The organism is Pseudomonas sp. BCA17, assembly GCF_004519405.1.
Lineage (GTDB): Bacteria > Pseudomonadota > Gammaproteobacteria > Pseudomonadales > Pseudomonadaceae > Aquipseudomonas.
The window spans coordinates 158,548-174,841 of sequence record NZ_SGWI01000006.1; the positions used below are offsets into that span (position 1 = coordinate 158,548).

Annotated in this window: 17 protein-coding genes; 12 read left to right on the forward strand and 5 right to left on the reverse strand. The window is 59.8% G+C overall.

The genetic code is table 11. The annotated features are described in order from the left end of the window. Positions 1-9: 9 nt before the first annotated feature. Positions 10-1,635 carry a methyl-accepting chemotaxis protein gene (locus EXW71_RS21490; protein WP_134660807.1) on the reverse strand — a complete coding sequence of 542 codons (1,626 nt, stop codon included), beginning with the start codon at positions 1,633-1,635 and terminating at the stop codon, positions 10-12. 235 nt (positions 1,636-1,870) lie between these two features. Here EXW71_RS21490 and EXW71_RS21495 point away from each other — a divergent pair, with 235 nt between their 5' ends. Genes EXW71_RS21495 through EXW71_RS21505 form a run of 3 tightly spaced genes read left to right on the forward strand, consistent with a single transcriptional unit; the run spans position 1,871 to position 4,330 of the window. After that, positions 1,871-3,298, forward strand: a complete 1,428-nt coding sequence (locus EXW71_RS21495) for a nucleobase:cation symporter-2 family protein (RefSeq protein ID WP_134660808.1) — start codon at positions 1,871-1,873, stop codon at positions 3,296-3,298. 13 nt (positions 3,299-3,311) lie between these two features. Then, on the forward strand, positions 3,312-3,773 hold the full coding sequence (locus EXW71_RS21500) for an LEA type 2 family protein (protein WP_134660809.1): 462 nt from the start codon (positions 3,312-3,314) through the stop codon (positions 3,771-3,773). 5 nt (positions 3,774-3,778) lie between these two features. Then, complete coding sequence (locus EXW71_RS21505; protein WP_134660810.1) at positions 3,779-4,330, forward strand: GNAT family N-acetyltransferase; 552 nt, start codon at positions 3,779-3,781, stop codon at positions 4,328-4,330. A 30-nt stretch (positions 4,331-4,360) separates the two neighbouring features. On the opposite strand, the gene EXW71_RS21510 is transcribed toward EXW71_RS21505, so the two are convergent. Continuing rightward, the gene (locus EXW71_RS21510) at positions 4,361-5,287 is read right to left on the reverse strand and encodes a carbon-nitrogen hydrolase family protein (protein WP_134660811.1); all 927 of its coding nucleotides are present in this window, start codon (positions 5,285-5,287) and stop codon (positions 4,361-4,363) included. 184 nt (positions 5,288-5,471) lie between these two features. On the opposite strand from EXW71_RS21510, the gene EXW71_RS21515 reads away from it, so the two are divergent. After that, the gene (locus tag EXW71_RS21515) at positions 5,472-6,356 is read left to right on the forward strand and encodes a LysR family transcriptional regulator (protein ID WP_134660812.1); all 885 of its coding nucleotides are present in this window, start codon (positions 5,472-5,474) and stop codon (positions 6,354-6,356) included. Here the strand turns inward: EXW71_RS21515 and EXW71_RS21520 are convergent. Beyond that, on the reverse strand, positions 6,349-6,603 hold the full coding sequence (locus EXW71_RS21520; protein WP_123718800.1) for a hypothetical protein: 255 nt from the start codon (positions 6,601-6,603) through the stop codon (positions 6,349-6,351). The genes EXW71_RS21515 and EXW71_RS21520 overlap by 8 nt on opposite strands. Before the next feature lie 174 nt (positions 6,604-6,777). Here EXW71_RS21520 and EXW71_RS21525 point away from each other — a divergent pair, with 174 nt between their 5' ends. Further along, positions 6,778-7,098, forward strand: coding sequence for a YqjD family protein (locus EXW71_RS21525; protein ID WP_123718799.1), 321 nt, complete (start codon positions 6,778-6,780; stop codon positions 7,096-7,098). 35 nt (positions 7,099-7,133) lie between these two features. Here the strand turns inward: EXW71_RS21525 and EXW71_RS21530 are convergent, their stop codons facing one another. After that, positions 7,134-8,162: an Ldh family oxidoreductase gene (locus tag EXW71_RS21530; protein ID WP_134660813.1), complete on the reverse strand. Its 1,029-nt coding sequence runs from the start codon at positions 8,160-8,162 to the stop codon at positions 7,134-7,136. Between the two features lie 403 nt (positions 8,163-8,565). Here EXW71_RS21530 and EXW71_RS21535 point away from each other — a divergent pair, with 403 nt between their 5' ends. The 7 genes from EXW71_RS21535 to EXW71_RS21565 all read left to right on the forward strand — a co-directional run bounded on the left by EXW71_RS21535 (position 8,566) and on the right by EXW71_RS21565 (position 14,574). Next, a complete protein-coding gene (locus EXW71_RS21535) occupies positions 8,566-9,567 on the forward strand; it encodes a FecR family protein (RefSeq protein ID WP_134660814.1) in 1,002 nt (333 codons plus the stop codon). A gap of 342 nt (positions 9,568-9,909) precedes the next feature. Next, positions 9,910-10,335 (forward strand): hypothetical protein, encoded by a 426-nt coding sequence (locus tag EXW71_RS21540; RefSeq protein WP_134660913.1) that lies wholly within the window; start codon positions 9,910-9,912, stop codon positions 10,333-10,335. After that, entirely contained in the window at positions 10,335-10,886 is a 552-nt protein-coding gene (locus tag EXW71_RS21545; RefSeq protein ID WP_134660815.1) for an adhesin, read from the forward strand. Before EXW71_RS21540 ends, EXW71_RS21545 begins: the two co-directional genes overlap by 1 nt. A 67-nt stretch (positions 10,887-10,953) precedes the next feature. Continuing rightward, entirely contained in the window at positions 10,954-11,700 is a 747-nt protein-coding gene (locus EXW71_RS21550) for a hypothetical protein (RefSeq protein WP_134660816.1), read from the forward strand. Between the two features lie 61 nt (positions 11,701-11,761). Next, positions 11,762-12,442, forward strand: a complete 681-nt coding sequence (locus EXW71_RS21555; protein ID WP_134660817.1) for a C39 family peptidase — start codon at positions 11,762-11,764, stop codon at positions 12,440-12,442. Between the two features lie 37 nt (positions 12,443-12,479). Next, a complete protein-coding gene (locus EXW71_RS21560; RefSeq protein ID WP_134660818.1) occupies positions 12,480-13,223 on the forward strand; it encodes a hypothetical protein in 744 nt (247 codons plus the stop codon). A 49-nt stretch (positions 13,224-13,272) separates the two neighbouring features. After that, positions 13,273-14,574, forward strand: a complete 1,302-nt coding sequence (locus EXW71_RS21565; protein ID WP_134660819.1) for an autotransporter outer membrane beta-barrel domain-containing protein — start codon at positions 13,273-13,275, stop codon at positions 14,572-14,574. Between the two features lie 120 nt (positions 14,575-14,694). Here the strand turns inward: EXW71_RS21565 and EXW71_RS21570 are convergent, their stop codons facing one another. Further along, a complete protein-coding gene (locus EXW71_RS21570) occupies positions 14,695-16,020 on the reverse strand; it encodes a sigma-54 dependent transcriptional regulator (protein WP_123718791.1) in 1,326 nt (441 codons plus the stop codon). Between the last annotated feature and the right edge of the window lie 274 nt (positions 16,021-16,294).

The following is a 16,294-nucleotide window of genomic DNA, read 5'->3' on the forward strand; positions in this document are numbered from 1 at the left end:
TGCCAATGGTCAGATAACGAACCTGCCCACCATCGCGTTCAAATCCACCGCCAGGCGCGACAGCTCATGGCTGGCCGAACTGGTCTGGTCGGCCCCCGCCGCCGACCGGGTCGCCAGGTCGCGAATGTTGACCAGGTTGCGGTCCACCTCGCGGGACACCTGGGCTTGCTCTTCCGAGGCACTGGCAATCACCAGGTTGCGCTCGTTGATCAGGCTGATGGATTGGGTGATCTGCTCCAGCGCCACACCCGCGGCGCGGGCCATTTCCAGGGTGGCCTGGGTACGCTGGTTGCTTTGTTGCATCGATTGCACGGCTTCACCGGTGCCGCTCTGGATGCCGGCGACCATTTTTTCGATTTCTTGAGTCGACTGCGCGGTGCGATGGGCCAGTGCCCGCACTTCATCGGCCACCACCGCAAAACCGCGTCCGGCTTCACCGGCGCGGGCGGCTTCAATGGCGGCGTTGAGGGCCAGCAGGTTGGTCTGCTCGGCAATCGCGCGGATCACGTCGAGTACTTTGCCGATATCACGGCCCTGGGAAGCCAGGCCCTCGATCAGCACAGCGGTGTTTTGTACGTCCTGGGTCATGGTCTGGATGGCGCCGACCGTTTCTACCACACGGTCGCGGCCTTCACGGGCAGCCTGGTTGGACTGGCCGGACGCTTCGGAAGTCGACACGGCGTTACGCGCCACCTCTTCCACGGCGGCGGTCATTTCGTTGACGGCCGTGGCGGCCTGATCGATTTCATTGTTCTGTTGTTGCACACCCCGTGACGCTTCCTCGGTGACCGCACTCAGCTCTTCGGCAGCGGACGCCAACTGCGTGGCGGAGCCGGCGATATGTTGAATCGTCTGGCGCAGGTTGGCTTGCATGGTCGATAACGCACCGAGCAAGCGCGCCGGCTCATCGGTGCCGTCATCGGAAACGGTCTTGGTAAGATTGCCACCGGCGATGGTTTCAGCCATGTCTACGGCTTTGCGCAATGGCGCAACGATGCTGCGGGTCAGCAGCCAAGCCAGCAATACCGTCATCAGCGCCGCCACCACGGCGACAATGATGATCCCGGTCACAGCCATCTGATAGCTGCTCTCGGCATCGCGCCCAGCGCGCTCCGCGTCAGCGCTGTTGATCGCGATCAGCTTGTTCAACTGCTCGCCCATCAGGTCGGTGCCGTCCTTGATACGCGTATTGATCAACGTGCGCATCTCATCGACTTTATTCTGCTGGGACAGCGACATCATCTCGGCCTGGGCGGCGAGATACGTGTCGAAGGTGGCGGCGAAGGTCTTATACAAGGCCGCCTCTTCCGGACCGGCCGGCATGGCCGCGTAGGCTGTCTGGGCCTGCTTGGCCTTGTCGACCAACGCGGCCACGCGGGTCTTGGCTTCTTCCAGAGCCGCCGGCTCACGGTTGACCAGGATACGGAACGAGAGAATGCGCAAGCGCAGGACGTTCTCGGTCACGTTGCCGAGATACCTGACACTGGGCAGTTGGTTGGTCCCCATGTCCAGCGAGGCCTGACGGATCTGGGTCATGCGGTTGACCGCAAACACGCCAAGAATCACGACCAGCAACGCAATAAACGCAAAACCGAGAAAAGCACGGGGGGCAATATTCAGATTACGAAGGGACATAGGGGGAACTCTCGAGAATTAGTGTTAGCGCGCATCCATGCCGCGACACGATCAGTCGGCGTCAACGCGCCAACCGAGCTTTGGGCACCACGGTTGTTATTGGAAGGTGGGCCTTCTCAGGCTATCGGCAGGCTTGATGATTTAATGCAGGATGTTTCGAAAATTTTTTACACACTTTTGACAGCCGGTACTTTCTGGCATCCTGCGCGCCCCTTTTCCCCGACGGGCTCGAATTTTGTCTGACACTAAAACCCCTCGCCCTCGCTATAAATCCGACCTGATCTACGGCCTGGAAGACCGCCCGCACTTCACTGCGGCGATGTTTGCAGCGTTGCAGCACGTGCTCGCCAGTTTCGTCGGCATCATCACCCCTACCCTGATTGTCGGCGGCGTGCTGGGCCTGGAAAGCGAAGTGCCCTACCTGGTGAGCATGGCGCTGTTCGTATCGGGGCTGGGCACCTTTGTGCAGGCGCGCAAGTTCGGCCCGGTGGGCTCAGGCCTGTTGTGCCTGCAGGGCACCAGCTTTTCGTTTATCAGCGTGATTCTCAGCGCCGGCTTCATGGTCAAGGCGCGTGGCGGCGGCACCGATGAAATTCTCTCGACAATCTTCGGCATCTGTTTTTTTGCGGCTTTTATCGAAGTGGTACTCAGCCAGTTCATCGGCAAACTGCGCAAACTGATCACCCCGGTGGTCACCGGTACCATCATTACCCTGATGGGGTTGTCACTGATCAAGGTGGCAGTCACCGACATGGCCGGCGGCTTTGGTTCCAGCGACCTGGGCGCGGCAGGCAACATGGGGCTGGCGGCGCTGGTGCTGCTGACCATCGTGATACTCAACCGCTTCAGCAACCCATTCCTGCGCCTGGGTTCGATTGTGATCGGCCTGACCCTGGGCTTTGCCGTGGCGTGGTGGATGGGCCGCGTGGACATGGCCGCCCTGCCCCAGGTGCCGATGATCAGCGTACCGGTGCCGTTCAAATACGGTTTTTCGTTCGACTGGGTGGCGTTTATCCCAGTGGCCGTGATCTTCCTTATTTCGCCGCTTGAAGCCGCCGGTGACCTGACGGCCAACTCGATGATATCCCAACAGCCGGTCAAGGGCCCGCTGTACATCAAGCGCATCAAGTCCGGCCTGCTGGCCGATGGCCTCAACTCAGCCATGGCCGCCACCTTCAACAGCCTGCCGATGGTGACCTTCGCCCAGAACAACGGCGTGATCCAACTCACCGGCGTGGCCAGCCGCTACGTGGCGTACTTTATCGCCGGCCTGTTGGTGTTGCTGGGGCTGTTCCCAGTGATCGGAGCGGTATTGCAACTGATGCCCAAGCCGGTCCTCGGCGGCGCGACCCTGATCATGTTCGGCACCGTGGCCGTGGCCGGGATCAAGATCCTCGCCGAAGCCGGGCTGCACCGACGCAATGTGCTGATCGTGGCAATCTCCCTGGGCATGGGCCTGGGCGTCGCGGCGGTGCCGGAAGTGTTGCGCGACCTGCCCAAGGCGCTGCACAACATCTTTGAATCGCCGATCACCGTGGGGGCATTTTGTGCGATTGTGCTGAACATTTTCCTGCCCGAAGAGTTCATAGAGCTGGAAGAAGACGAATTCGATCCGGAGTCTTCTACCCTCAAAGTCATGCAAGATCCGGACGTTACGCAATAGGAGCAACTTTCAGATGCGCAAGCTCATGGTTCTATCGTTACTGCTGCTGACCTTGAGCGCCTGCGCGCTGTTCCCCAACCGTGACCCGGTCAACATCACAGTGGTGGGCATCGAGCCCCTGCAAAGCCAGGACCTGGAAGTGCGTTTCGCCGTAAAGCTGCGGGTGCAGAACCCGAATGAAACGGCAATCGACTACAGCGGCATCGCCCTGGACCTGGACGTCAATGGCCGGCCGCTGGCGTCGGGCGTGAGCGACCAGGCGGGCTCCGTCCCACGCTTTTCCGAGACCGTACTGATGGTGCCGGTGAGTGTTTCGGCATTTTCCGTGTTGCGCCAGACCCTGGGCCTGAGCCAGACCCAAAGCTTGAACAACCTGCCCTACGTGCTGCGCGGCAAGCTGGCGGGTGGAGTGTTCGGCACCATGCGGTTTGTGGAACGCGGCACGTTGGATTTGCCGAATACGGCGACCTGGTAAATGTTATGCAGCCGATCCTGCTCACCGACCGCCTGATCCTTCTCCCGCTGACCCTGGACGATGCCGACGCCATCCAGCAGCAATTTCCCCATTGGGAAGTGGTGCGTTACCTCAACGCGCTGGTGCCATGGCCCTACCCGGCAGACGGCGCCCGAACTTATCTGGAACAAATCGCCCTGCCCGCCATGGCGCGTGGCGAGGAATGGCATTGGTCGATTCGTCTGAAAACCGCGCCCGACCAGCTGATTGGTAATGTCAGCTTGATGGACGAAGACGATAACAACCGTGGATTTTGGCTGGGGCCTTCTTGGCAAGGCCGGGGCTTGATGACCGAAGCCAGTGCGGCGGTCACCGATTATTGGTTCGGCGTACTCCAGCGCCCGGTGATACGGGTGCCCAAGGCCTCGTCCAATCTGGGGTCACGACGGATTTCCGAACGCACGGGCATGCGCTTGATCCGCACGGATGAAGGGCGGTTTGTCGAAGGCATTTTCCCACGGGACATCTGGGAGATGACCCGTGAAGAATGGCTGAAATCCCAATCGACCCAACGCTGAAGACTCCGCACCTACTTTTCCCATTGCGTTTCAATCTGTAATGAAACGCACACCAGGCTTTTCACGCTCATCCACACGCAACTCAAACACATCAGGCCTGGCGTAATGCCCAACCACGTCATAGTCATACCTGGCGCGGACCAAATCATCAGTATCGATCTGCGCCGTCAACAGCCCCGCTTCCCCCAGCAGCGGCCCGGCGAGGATGTCGCCCATTGGCCCGACGATCACACTGCCTCCCGCGATCAACGGACGGTCTGAAGGCCAGTTGGCAATCTCCAACCCCAACGCCTCGGGCGATGCCTGCACCTGGCAGGCACTCACCACGAAACAGCGCCCCTCGTGGGCCACATGGCGCATGCTCACTTGCCACATCTCGCGCTCATCCACGGTCGGCGCACACCACACTTCGACGCCCTTGGCGTACATCGCCGTGCGCAGCAGCGGCATCATGTTTTCCCAGCACACGGCGCCGCCGATGCGCCCGACGGCCGTGTCGATCACCGGCAAGGTGGAACCGTCGCCCTTGCCCCAGATCAGCCGCTCGGTGCCGGTAGGCATCAGTTTGCGGTGCTTGGCGACCAGGCCGCCCGTCGGTTCGAAATACAGCACGGTGCAATACAACGTGCTGCCACTGCGCTCGATCACGCCGAGCACCAGGCTGGCCCCGGTGCGCGTCGACAGCCCGGCCAACGCCTCGGTCTCGGTGCCTGGCACATCGATGGCGTTGGCGAAGTAACGGGCAAAGGCTTCTCGCCCTTCCGGCAGGCGATAACCCAGTTGCGTGCCGAAACCTTCACCTTTGGGGTAGCCGCCGAGCAACGCTTCAGGCATGACCACCAATTGCGCGCCACTGCGTTTGATATCGTCCTCATAGCCGAGGATGTGCGCCAGGGTGTCGGCCTTGCCGCCCGGCAAGGAGCCAATTTGCAAAGCTGCGACGATAGAAACAGGCATTCCGTTTACTCCGAATGAGAGGGGTTGCCCTAATGCCGGTCAGTTAAAGTTTTTTGTAGGCGCGAGCTTGCTCGCTCCTACAGACGGCACTGACGCTTAACTGACTGGCATTAGCGGTTGCCCATTCTCGCGTCAGCCTCGATCATGAATAAAGCCCACTCCAGCACTAAATGATATGAGCCATATGAATATCACCCAGGTCGACCTCAACCTGCTGAAAACCTTCGAAGCCCTGCATGACGAGTCCAGCGCCAGCCGCGCGGCCTTGCGCCTGGGTGTCACGCAATCGGCCATCAGCGCGGGTCTGCGACGTCTGCGCGAGGTATATGACGACCCATTGTTCGTGCGCACCGGGCGTGGCCTGGCGCCGACGCTACGGGCCAATCAATTGAAACCGGTGATCAGTGAAGCGCTGGACCGTTGTCGCCAGAGCCTGGCAATGGTCGACCCGGATATCCAGCAGTATCAGGGACGCTCGGTGGTGGTGGGCTTGTCCGATGATTTCGAGATTGCCTATGGCCGCCAGTTCATGGAGGCAATCGCACAGCGTGCACCGAAACTGCGGGTGATTTTCCGTCAGACCCATAGCCAGATTGTTGCTGCCGCCCTGCTCGATCGCACCCTGGACCTGGCGATCACCGCCGGTGGCTTTGCTCAAGGGAGGCTAAGCCGTCAAGTCGTGGGAGAAGGCGATTACCGCTGCCTGGTGGACTCGGACCAGACCAGCATCGGCCTGGATGATTTCGTCACACGCGAGCATGTGCTGGTGTCGTCGGGCGGGTTTATCGGGATTACCGATGAAGGGTTGGCGGCACAGGGGTTGAGCCGCCAGGTGTGCGCATCCACCAGCCACTTTGCCGCGCTGCCCTACTTGCTCAAGGGCAGCCAGGCTGTGGCAACCATTCCCGGTCATGCCGCCGAGGCCATCGCCCGCATGACAGGCTTGCGCGTACTGCCTTGCCCGCTGGCGCTGCCGCGCTATCCGGTGGAGTTGGGCTGGCGCACCCAGGCCCAACTCGATCCGATGTTGCTGAAGGTGCGTGAAGCGATTGTGGCGTGTTTTATTTAGGCGCCGCCATCAGCTTGTTGACTTCACTGCGCACCATGTTGGAAAACTCCGGCGGCGACATACCGTCGAGTTCGGCCCGGACCCATTCGGCCCACTTGCCCTTGCGCTTGGCACGCTCGCCGAACAGCCGCGCGGCTTCACCTTTGGCTTTGCCGAGGTTGGTTTGCCACAGCTCGTAAAGTCGGGACTTTTCATCTTCCAGCTCGGCGCGTTCGGCGAGGGTCTTGTTGGCGAGATTGAAGCTCATGTTGAATTACCTGCTGCACAAATAGACGACATCTTACACTGTAGGTCGAAACTTCCCGATCCGGATTTGCCCCTTAACGGCCCAGGCGCAAAAAAACTGCAACTTTTGCCACGGCCCGATACTCCATTGTTCACTGCCTGTTTTCTGTCACATTCACTTGCAAGGAGTCACCCAATGGCCCGCAAAACCACTGCCCAAGCCGTCGAAGACCAAATCAAGGATCAAGCCTTCAGCGAATTGACCGCGCTGATCGAGGAGTCGGACAAGCTGCTCAAAAGCAGCGCATCCCTCGTTGGTGAAGAAGGTGAAACCCTGCGTGAGCAGGTTGCCATCAAGCTCAAACAAGCCCTGGACTCGGTGTCCAACGTGCGCGAACGCAGCAAGCCAGTGGTCGATGCCACCGAAACCTACATCGGTGGCCACCCATGGCAGACCGTAGCGATTTCCGCAGGCTTCGGCCTGGTGGTCGGCCTGTTGCTGGGTCGCCGCAACTGATCGAAACAGGCTGCGCCAGACATGGCGCAGCCTGTTTATTGGCCGACCAGCTCTCGCAGGCGTGCCAACTCTTCAGCGTCCACCTCGATGCCCTGCTCGTCTGACCGCTGCCGTGTGCGATGACGTCGATCCCCAGGCAACCGCCGCAGCCCTACCGCATGCATCTGTCGCACCAACTCCTGGCTGCGCTCGGCGAAGCTCTGGCCCGCGGTCTTGCTCGGGTCGATCACTATCAGCAACTGCCCAGTCCAAGGCGTACGTGCCCCTGGATGGTCGGCCCAATTGAATTCGAAAGAAAAATTGCCACCGGTCAAGGCCGCCGCCAGCAACTCCACCATCATCGACAACGCCGAGCCCTTGTGCCCGCCAAAGGGCAGCAACGCGCCACCCTCCAACACCGCCTTCGGGTCTTGGGTCGGCTGCCCCAGGCTGTCGACGCCCATCCCCGGTGGCAGGCGCTCCCCCTTGCGTGCGGCGATCTGTACGTCGCCGTGGGCGATGGCACTGGTCGCCAGGTCAAACACAATAGGCAAGCCATCGGCACGCGGCGCAGCGAAGGCGATGGGGTTGGTGCCGAACAATGGACGGTCGGCACCATGGGGCACCACGCAGGTCATGCTGTTGACCACGCTCAACGCCACCAGGCCCTCTTCGGCGAACGGTTCGACGTCCGGCCACAAGGCGGCAAAGTGATGGGAGTTATGAATGGCCAACAGTGCAATCCCGGCGCTACGGGCTTTTTCCACCAGCAACGGGCGGGCGGCCTCCAGGGCCGGCTGGGCAAAACCATTGCCGGCGTCCACGCGCACAAAGCCCGAGGCGACGTCCGTGACGACCGGTTCGGCCTTGCCATTCACCCAGCCGCTGGCCAGGGTACTGACATAGCCGGGTATACGGAAAATGCCGTGACTGTGGGCACCATCGCGCTCGGCGCTCGCGCAGTTGCGTGCCAGGGTCGCCGCGACCTGCGGTGATGTACCGTGCAGTACGAAAACCCGATGCAGCAACGCCACCAGCTCGGCAAAACCGATGCGGGCCAACGCCCGCTCATGGACCTGAGACATCTGAAGCTCCGATTTTATGATTGGAAGGGGCGACAAGACTGGGTATCCAGGCCGACGATTAAACACCGCGGGGCAAGCCCACTGTCAACCTGCGTTTTTCGGTACCTTCAGAAGCATAGGTGTCTACACAAATGACGGCCCTGATGCGTGTTTGCTGTGTTTTTGATCTTGCTTTTGATCTTAGCCGCCGTTGCCTCAGCAATGGATGTGTACACAGTCCATTCCAACATACTGGTCGGCCCATAGGCCGCCACGGGAGCAAGCTCCCTCGCCACAGGGCTTCAACCTGACACAGCAGTTGTGTATCAAACGAGAACCAGTCGCAGTTGACATGCAATCGCCATGATGGCAGTTCTCGTTGCCCTGTTACGGAGGTTAGAATGTACGAAATCAGGATGAGTTAATGACCGAAAAGTCCCTCTCAGAAGCCGAATATGACGCCATAACCGATGCGGCTGCGCAGTGGTGCATGCGTTTGCACGCCAGCGATTGCACGAAGGCTGAACGTGAGGCTTTTGCCCAATGGCACGACGCCCATCCTCTGCACGCTTTTGAATACGCGGCGATGCTGGAGATCTGGGACGTTGCCGATCACCTGCCGCGCAATGAACCCACCGCCGTCGTAGTGCCGGTGGCGTCCAAGTCTCGCAGCCGTTTGCGCACTTACGCGGTCGCGGCAGCCATCAGCCTGCTTGCGTTGCCCCTGGTCGCCTTTACCGGCTGGGAAGCGGGCTGGTTGCCGAACGCTTATGAACGCTATGACGCCACCCGCGGGTTGCGGCAGGTCACGCTGGGCGATGGCAGCCAGGTGGAACTCAACCTGGGAACAGAGTTGACCTACAGCAACTATAAGGACCAGCGTCGGGTCATGCTGAAAAAAGGCGAGGCCTTCTTCAACGTCAGCCATGACCGCGAACATCCGTTTATCGTGCGCGCCGGCGAAGGCCAGGTGCGGGTCACCGGCACTCAATTCAACGTCTGGAAATATGAAGACCAGGTGCGGGTGATGCTGCTTGAAGGCTCGGTACAGATTTCCAGCGACAAGGTGCACGGCAGCGTGCCACTGACGCCCGGCATGCAGGCCAGCTACCAACCCGGCGACGCGACGCCGCGCGTGAAGGCGATCGCCCCCGACGATAACGCCTTGGCCTGGCGCCAGGGCAAGCTGATCCTCGACAACCTGGCCCTCGTCGATGCGTTGCCCTTGATCAACCGTTACCTGGAAAAACCGGTGATGCTGGCAGACGCCAGTACCGGGACCATTCGTATCGGCGGCATCTACAACATCAATGAAGTCAGCAACCTCATCCCCTCCCTGCCGAAAGTACTGCCGGTCTACCTGACCCAGAACCTGGATGGCAATCCCGTACTCAACTCCATCCCGCGTAAAACGCCCAAGGGCTGAGCCTTCCAGCTGCCGAAGCAGCCTTGTTCGCGCCTGCAGTGTCCATTTTTGAAACACCCACCTGCGCTGGATGGCCCGCCCCTGGTGGATTCATCGTTTTGTCATGCGCAGTGTTTCATCGCTGAGACAACCTTACTTTGGGGCCCGGCATATCCCATGGAATGGCAACTGTCTCAGCGATGAAACACCTTGGCCATCACTTCGCCCTGAAAAAAACCTATCTCATTGAATAAAAACAATAAATAAAAAGCGGCACACCTTCTGCTCTACCTCTTGCAGCGCTGTTTAGGGTCAGCGCCAAGAATAAGGAATGCCGCCGTGGCTACTCGCACTCAAGTTTCGATGAACATGCTGCTGATCAGCTGTGCACTCAGTGTCGGCCTCAGCGTTCCGAGCTATGCAGGCGACGGCGTTATCGTGACAGGCCGTGACGTACAGGGTCATATGTACGGGCGCCCCTCCTTCGGTCCCGACCCCTACCCCACCACTGCCAACGCCAATCCAAGCCGTGACGTCATAGGCGCCACCGGCGAACTCAGTGATGCGGCGATTGGCGGTATCAGCAGCGGCTCGAGCATCGTGCAAGCCGTTCAATCCAGCAGCAATTTGAACCACCTGCAGGCCACCCAGAACGGCATGTCGACCTTGAGTGCCGGCTCAGCCGCCGGCCATGGTGCAGGCAGCAGCATGGGTGGGCAGATCAGTGACTCGATCCAACGCGGCATGGCGCCCCTGAACAACATCGGCAGCATGATGGGGGGCAAATGATGAACCGTTCCCTGGTGATCCTGGCCCTATTGGGCAGCGCTTCGGCCATGGCCGACAACACCGCGGTGGTCAACGACAGCGGGCAGGCATACGGCGGCAATCTGTCGATCAACCAGGCCGCAGGCAACCAGCAACAGATGGCCAACAACCGCGCCGTTACCCTGGGCGGTCAGGCCACCACCCTCAACATCCAGCGAATGGATGGCAGCGTCGACCCTTCCCTGAACGCCAAGGCGGCGATCCAGGGTACCTCTTTCAGCAACGGCAACGGTGTACTGGGCATCAACCAGTCGGCCGGGGCCAATAATCAATCAGTCAATGCCGTGCGGATCAGCCTAAACCCTGGCCCGCTCAGCATCGACGACAGCGTCTTGTTGCAGCAGAACACAACGACGCTGGCAACCGACTCAGGGCTCACCCCCACCACCGGCAGCCGCCAGGTCGTGACAAGCGACCAGGCCTTCACCGGCAGCCGAGGAGTGATTCAGGTGAACCAGAGTGCCGGGGTGGGGAACCGAGTGGCTAACACCCTGGGCATCACTATCAAGTAAACGCTTGGTAGCACACGTCAGACCGTACCAACACTTAACCAACTAATTAGAAGCAAGGAGAAACACCATGAAACCTCAAATGGCTCTGAAACCAATGGTTTTCGCTCTCGCCGCACTCATGGCTGCCGCAGCTCAAGCAGGGGGTGGCTGGCATCCAGCGCCTCAACCAACCGGTACTGTTGCCTCCGTCGTGACAGATGTACAAAAAAGTGACCACAACAAATTCAACGATACCAAAACCGAGAACAATGCTTCTGCCGATGGCTCGGTCACTAACAACAGCGGTAACGTTGGGGTAAACGCGCAGGCTGGCTCGGGCAACCAGGCGGACAACGCCGGTGCTATCTCCAGTGCCAAAGGCGACTTCGCAACTGTGTTTGCAGTGATCGACGTGGACCAAGGCAGCCAGCACAACACCTTCACCAACAAAGGCACGCAAAACAATGCGTCGCTGGATAACTCGGTGAACAATAACTCCGGCAACGTGGGTTACAACGGTCAGGCCGGTCAAGGCAACCAGGGTAAAAACAACCTGGCTATCACCACCTCCGATGGCAAAAACATCGCGGCAGCTTCCAACACCGAGCAAAACTCGCTCAACAACACCTTCCTCAACACCGCCGCTACCAGCCACGGCTATGGCTGGGGCAGCAAGGCTCAATACGTGTCCAACAACTCCAGCCTCGACAACTCGGTTAACCACAACTCCGGTAACGTAGGTGTGAACCTGCAATCCGGCGCCGGCAACCAAGGCAGCAACAGCCTGTCGATCGGCCAGGGTTGCAGCGTCTGCGCCAGCGGCGTGCGCTTCTGATCCAACGGGGCCTTGGCAACAAGGCCCTTTTTTATTCCAGTGTCCGACAGGTCATACGATCATGCGCCTCGCGACCCTCACCCTCCTGATGCTGCTGGCCGGCCCCACATGGGCAGGCACCATGGCGATCTCCGCCATGCCTGGCGGTACAGTCATCTTCAAGAAGGTCGAGAGTATCCGTGAGCGGCGCTTCGCCAACCTGGTGGAACAGAAAACCGATTTCAGCTGCGGTGCCGCGGCACTCGCCACCATCCTGCGCCAGGCCTATTGGCTGGACGTCGATGAAGAACACATCATCAAAGGCATGCTGGTGACCGCCGACCAGGAACTGGTACGTACCCAGGGCTTCTCCATGCTGGACATGAAGCGCTATCTCGAAAGCATCGGCATGCGTGCCCGAGGCTACAAAATTGCGCCAGAGACGCTGGTGACCGTAAAAATCCCCGTGGTGGTGTTGTTGGAAATCCGAGGCTACAAGCACTTTGTGGTGATGCAGCGCGCCGACAAGGACTGGGTGTATGTCGGCGACCCGGTGCTGGGCCATAAGCGCTATTCGAAAGACGACTTCGTCAAGGGCTGGAATGGCATCGTATTCGCCGTGCTGGGCGAGGGTTACGACAAGACCAATGTCTTGCTCAGCCCACCCGCACCACTGACCGCCAAGAACCTGATGAATGAGTTCAAGCCTGTGGGCGATGCCGAGCTGATGGACTTCGGTTTTATCCAGAGCGACTTCTTCTAGAAGCGCAATAAGGAGCAGGACGCTCCAGGAGCAGAAGATGAACACTTCCCGCTGGCTGACCGTTTTGTGTCTGGCAGCCTCAATGCCTGCTTATGCGTCGTCGGGGTTCAAACCGATCGAACTCAAGGACTCGGAAATGGCCGACCTGCGCGGCCGTTACGTGATGCCGGGGCGAATCATCAGCTTCGGCATTGTCATGAGCAGCACCTGGACCAACGCTGTGGGCGACAGCATTACCGGCAAGGCCAGCATGCAGATCGACAAAACCACCATCACCCCGCAGTTCTATGTGCAGACGACCGGCTCCACGGGTACCGGAACCAACCAGAACACCGGCAACGGTAATGTGGTGGGCGGCTCCGGACTCGGCAGCGGCCAGGGCGTGACCCAGAGCGTGCGCACGGCCGGGGATGGCAACACCGCCTACAACGATGTAGGCATCAACATCAGCCAGAGCGGTTTCGCCCCTTCCAATGTGGTGCAATCAGGGCAAGTACTGGTCGCCGGCGGTACGGTCACCGGCGACAGCGCGGCAGGCCGCGTGAGTGTGTCAGCCAACAACGGCGGATTGCAGATGGCGATCCAGGCCAATCATAACCAGGGCAACAGCCTGCAGCAGATCGGCGGCGGGAATGTGTTGCAAGGTACGGTATTGACCGGCAATACCAACTTCGTCAACAACATGACCCAGCTCAATGTCGTGATGAACAACGGATTGAACAACCGCGCGTTGAACTGCAACCTGGATCAACTCAAAGGCCTACGCAATCTCGGTTATTGAACTACGCTGACCCTCGGCACTTTCGCATTAGAAAAGGACGGCTGATTTCATGCAACGATCGTTATCGCTACGCGCGGTGGTCTGTTTGAGTACATTACTGCCCGCATCCATGTTGTACGCTGCGCCAGATACCGATATCGAAACACTCAAACAGGAACTCCTCGAGCTCAAGCAGCGCTACGACGTGCAGCAAAAAGCCCTCGCGGTGCTGGAGCAGCGTGTGCGCCAGGTCGAAGACCAGCCGGCCACACCCGCGCCTCGACGCCTGGCCAAATCGCCCGCCGACTTCAAGAAAGGCGGCACGGCTATCGCGGGAACAGGCGCTGCAGCGGCGTCGGGCGGTGCGGGAGGCGGCGGCAGTTCCTACGGGCAGTCCCTCAAGGACGACTCTGCCCCCGCGCAAAGTGTGAGCAACCTGTATAACGAAGCCAGCGGCTTTTTCGGCAACGGCAAGTTCAGCGTTGAAACCGGCATCACCTATGCCCGTTACGACGCGCGTCAGTTGACCCTTAACGGCTTCCTGGCGCTGGATTCGATCTTCCTTGGCAATATCAACCTGGACCGGATCAAGTCCGATAGCTGGACCCTTGACCTGACCGGGCGCTACAACCTGGATAACCGCTGGCAGTTCGACGTCAACGCGCCGGTGGTGTACCGCGACTCGACCTACCAGTCGAGCGGTGCCGGCAACGATGCCACCGCAACATCGGAAGCTTCAGTCACCCGTAATCCAACGCTTGGCGACGTGAATTTCGGTGTGGCGTACAAATTCCTCGACGAAACCCCTTCCCTGCCGGACGCGGTGGTTTCTTTGCGGGTCAAGGCACCTACGGGTAAAGATCCGTTTGGCATCAAGCTGGTCAAGCAACCCAACAACGACAACCTCTACCTGCCTGAAAGCCTGCCAACGGGTAACGGTGTGTGGTCGATCACCCCCGGTATTTCCCTGGTCAAGACCTTCGACCCGGCAGTGTTGTTTGGCTCGCTGTCCTACACCCACAACTTCGAAGACTCGTTTGACGATATCAGCAGTGACATCAACCAGAAGGTGGGCGGCAAGGTGCGTCTGGGCGACAGCTTCCAGCTCGGCGCCGGCGTAGCCTTCGCGCTCAACGAGAAGATGAGTATGTCGTTCTCGGTCTCCGACCTGGTGCAGCGCAAGAGCAAACTCAAGCCGGATGGCGGCGACTGGCAATCGGTGGTCTCCAGTGATGCCAACGCCGGTTACTTCAACGTGGGCATGACCATCGCGGCCTCCGACAACCTGACCATCGTGCCGAACCTGGCCATCGGGATCACCCCGGATGCGCCGTCGTTCAGCTTCAGTCTGAAGTTCCCGTATTACTTCTGACCCAACGGGCTGCCTTGCAGCCCGGCGCAGGCGGCGCGACGGTGTGACAAGCCCGCTCGCCCCACAAGGAAAAGCCCCGCAACGATAAGGGTCGTTGCGGGGCTTTTCGGTTTACCCGCCCTAGCGGATCTGGTGTTTGTGCAGCAACCGGTAGAACGTCGGCCTGGACACGCCCAGCACGCGGGCTGCGACACTCAGGTTGTCGCTGTGCCGGTTGAGCACATCGCACAGAGCCTGGCGTTCGGCACGGTGCTTATAATCTTCCAGTGTAGCCATCACCGGCTCGATTGCCTGCCGGCTCTGCAAGCCCAGATCGACAGCTTCGATCTGTCGCCCCTCGGCCAGCACCAGGCCGCGTCGTACGCGGTTGGCCAGCTCCCGCACGTTGCCCGGCCACAGGTGTTCACCCATGGCGACCAACGCATCCTCACTGAAACTGCGCGGACGACGCCCGGTCTCCTGGCTGTAGAAATGCGAGAAATGGTTGGCCAGCTTCCCTACATCGCCATGGCGCTCACGCAAAGGCGCGGTCACCACCTGCAGGACATTGAGCCGGTAATACAAGTCTTCACGAAACGTACCCTTTGCGACGGCGGCTTCCAGGTCGACATGCGTCGCCGCCAGTACCCGCACATCCACCGGGATGGGCTGGCTGCCGCCGACACGCTCGATCTGCTTCTCCTGCAGGAAACGCAACAGGTTGGCCTGCAACTCCATGGGCAGGTCACCGATCTCATCGAGGAACAGCGTACCGCCGTGGGCTGCTTCGATCCGCCCGACCTTACGTTGATGGGCACCGGTAAACGCGCCTTTTTCGTGACCAAACAGCTCGGACTGGATCAAGTGTTCGGGAATGGCACCGCAATTGATCGCGACAAAGGGTTTGGCATGGCGCTGGGACTGACGATGCAGGGTCTTGGCCACCAACTCTTTACCCGTGCCACTTTCACCGCGAATCAATACCGGTGACTCGGTGGGCGCCAGTTTGGCCAGCAGCTTGCGCAGTTCCCGGATCGGCCGGCTGTCGCCCAGCAGTTCATGCTCGGGCTCGTCGACCCGCGCATGGCATTTGCCGCGCAGGCGCGCCATACCAAAGGCACGGCCCAGGGTCACTTGCACACGGGAAACATCGAACGGCAAGGTATGAAAGTCGAAAAACCATTCACACACAAAGTCACCGACGTTTTGCAGGCGCAGCACATCCTGGCTGAGCACGGCGATCCATTCGGTGCCGCTGCGACTGATCAACTCCTTGACCGACTCCGGACGCTCCAGGTGGCAGGGCTGCAAACGCAACAGGCCGACATCGCAGGATCGCTCGCCTACGGCTTCCAGGCCGCAACTGTCTACCTCCCACCCGGCGCTACGCAAACCGGGCAATAGCCCGTGGCAATCGTCACAGGGGTCAACCACGAGCAAGCGGCGCTGGACAGGTGTAACAACCATGACTATCCCCTGACGCCAAAATTATTAAAGTTATTCAGAAACAACAGTTTGTGTTGGCTGCTGATAACCCTAGCAAGATTTTGACGCTTGCTTTGTACCGTTTCGCTATAAGTAGGCGGCAAAAAGCCACTTCCTCACCGCATGCGGAAAAAGTCTGGCGCTTGCACACTTTCATTCAGCTTTCAAAACAGCCGCTTACATGACGCCAATCACGAAAAGTTGAAATTTCTTGTCTTAAGATGTGACCCATCCCCAGCCATCGTGCATCAGTACA